The organism is Brooklawnia sp., from assembly GCF_049651565.1.
Taxonomy (GTDB): domain Bacteria; phylum Actinomycetota; class Actinomycetes; order Propionibacteriales; family Propionibacteriaceae; genus Brooklawnia.
In genome coordinates, this window is sequence record NZ_JBASCI010000007.1 from 1 (window position 1) to 2694 (window position 2694).

2 protein-coding genes and 1 pseudogene are annotated in these 2694 nt (G+C 71.0%); all 3 read right to left on the reverse strand.

Annotated elements, in window-relative coordinates:
* A pseudogene (locus tag WBL05_RS00320) lies at positions 1–228 on the reverse strand (phosphopeptide-binding protein); the annotation flags it as partial.
* A gap of 2 nt (positions 229–230) precedes the next feature.
* The gene (locus tag WBL05_RS00325) at positions 231–1532 is read right to left on the reverse strand and encodes a vWA domain-containing protein (RefSeq protein ID WP_424223006.1); all 1302 of its coding nucleotides are present in this window, start codon (positions 1530–1532) and stop codon (positions 231–233) included.
* Between the two features lie 51 nt (positions 1533–1583).
* The coding region (locus WBL05_RS00330; protein WP_424223007.1) for a PP2C family protein-serine/threonine phosphatase at positions 1584–2694 on the reverse strand (1111 nt) is incomplete at its 5' end.

Below are 2694 nucleotides of genomic sequence, written 5' to 3' on the forward strand. Positions count from 1 at the left end.
GGTCAGGAAGTCGTAGCCGCAGGTCTCGCAGAAGAAGACGTCCGGGCCGGACACCGTCCCGCACACCGGGCAGGTCTGGGCGGCCGACTGCGGTGTCGGCTGCTGCACCGGGGGTGCCGGCGGCGCCGGTTCCGCGGCGTCCGGGATGGTCGGCGCGGACATCGGCGTCCCGCAGATCGAGCAGTAGTCGGTGGTCGAGCTGTCATGCCCTTCGGGGCACCGTGCCATGGTCACTCCTGCGGTTGGTCGTCGCCGGACTGCCGCGTCCTGGTGGTCTTGGTGGAGGAGGTGTCCAGCGCCATCTCGTCGGCGCGGCTGACGTTGCGCTTGAGCCTGACCGTCCCGGTGCCGGGGTCGACCACCTCGACGACCTTGCGCAGCTTGGTGGTGGCCTCCCGGTTGCCGGTCTCGGCGGCCAACTGCACCGCACGGCCCAGCTTGCTGGTGGCGGTGGACAGGTCACCGGCCTGCTTGGCGGCCAGGCCCTCCTGGATCGCTGCCGCGAGCTCGGTCTGCCCGGTGTAGTGGGCCACCTCATCGTTGATCTGCGCGGTCAGGTTGTCGTCGTTCGACCAGACAGCCTTCACCATGCCCTGGGTGCGCGGCTGGTCGGCCACCACCAACTGGACCCGGGCCGCCAACTGCTCCTGCCCGACCGCCTTGGCGGGCAGCCGGACCGAGATGTGGTAGTCGCGTTCCTCGTCGCCCCAGGCCCCGGTCGGGAAGTCGACGGTCAGCGGGTTGACCGGCTCTGCCTGGTTGGTCAGGTCCTCAACGGTGGGCGACACCTGGCGGACGAACATCAGCTGGGCACCCTGCGGCACCCACACCCGCAGGTTGGCCGACGACACACCCCGGTTCATCGAGGTCTGCATGATCCGGGCGAACTCGGCGGCCATCATCGACGGCTCCGGGATGATGTCGAGGGTGCCCATCAGGGCACGGGAGATCTTGCGCACCTCGCTGACCACCCAGTAGGTGCCCACGCCCCGGCAGTCGCACTGGAACTGGCCCATGCAGGCCCGGATCGCGGCGTCCAGTTGCTCGGGGGTCTCGTGCTCGTCGGCGCCGTCGGTCAACAGCAGCGCGTGCTTCTGCGCCAGTCGGCCACCCATCGAGTTGAACAGGGCCAGCGCCAGCGTCAACCAGCGTCCGATCGCGGTGCCACCGTCGGCCACCAGCCGGCTGATGGCGTCCTTCGCCTCGCGCCGGGTGCGGGGGTTCATCTGCACCATGCCGGGGCCGGACTGGACGATCGGGTAGGCCAGGTACGCCTCGTGGGTGCCGGACACCACCGCGAAGTAGGTGCCATCGATGATGTTGTCGAGGGCGACCATCGCTGCCTGCCGGGCGGCCATCATCGAACGCTGGCCCATCGAGCCGGAGCAGTCGATGATGATGATCTCGCCGGCAGCGCCGTCGGACCCGGCCGCCCCGGCGTCCCGGACCCCGATCCGTACGATCGCGTTGACGTCGGTCCCGCCGTCGGGCAGGTACTCGTTCTGGTAAACCTCCGAGTGGAACAATGCCACGGGGTTTCTTCCTTTCGTCCTCGCTGCTGGCGGCGCCCCGCCCAGCCCAGATTAGCCTGCCAGGACCGGCTCGGCCGCCGCTGCCGGCCGCGTCCGGGTGGTGGGGATGTCGTGCTCCGCGGCGACCTCGGTGACTGTGGGAGGGTCCACCGGCTCGGTGGCCGGCGGTTCGTCGATCCGGGCCAGCGCCACCGTGATGTTGTCGTGGCCGCCCTGCTCGTTGGCCCAACCGACCAGCGCCCTGGCTAGCCGCAGCGGGTCGGCGTCCAGCTGGCTGAAGTGGGCGACCAGCCGCCCCATCAGCGCCGGATCGGACGCGTAGTTCCACAGGCCGTCGGAGCAGACCAGCAGCCAGCCCGGGCCCTCGGCCAGGGCAGCGTTCACGTTCGGCTCGATCTCGGGGGCGTCGCGACCCAACCACTTGGTGATGACGTGCCCGTGGACGCCGGTCTCGGCCTCCTCACGCTCCATCCCGGCGGCGATCTGTTCCTGGGCCATCGAGTCGTCGGTGCTGAGCAGCATCGCCGCGCCGGCGTCCGGCAGCCAGTAGACCCGGCTGTCCCCCAGGTTCGCCGCCACCAGCCGGCGTCCCGACACCAGCCCGATCGCCAGCGTGCAGGATGCCGGGCTGGCCTCGGTCAGGTCGGAGTTCTCCAGCACCGCCTCGTTGGCGACCTCGGCCGCCTCGACCAGCATGGTGTGCGCCGGCGAACCCGGCGCGACGTCGGCCAGGTCCCACTCGCGGCGGGAGGCGAGGTGGTTGACTGCCGACCGGGCGGCGGCCAGGGAAGCCTTGTCGGAGTCGGCCGACATCGAGACTCCGTCGCAGACCACCAGCACTGCACGGCCGCCGATCTCGGCGCTTGCGTCCATCGCCATGGCGTCCTCGTTGCGAGCGTGCTTGATGCCCCGGTCGCAGATCCCGGCCACCCAACCGGCCGGGTTCTCGGCGAAGTGCTCCCGGACGCTGGGTGCCTTGGCCCCGCACTGCTCGCAGTAGCCGTCGAAGTCGATCCGGCCGCCGCAGCGCGGGCAGCTGGCAACCGTGGGCGTGAAGGTGCGCACCGGCGCGTAGTTGGGGATCGGGGTGCTGGCCACCTGGGACGCCGCCCGGTCAGCGGCCGCTCGTTCGGCGGCGGCGTCCGCCTCGGCGCGTTCGGCC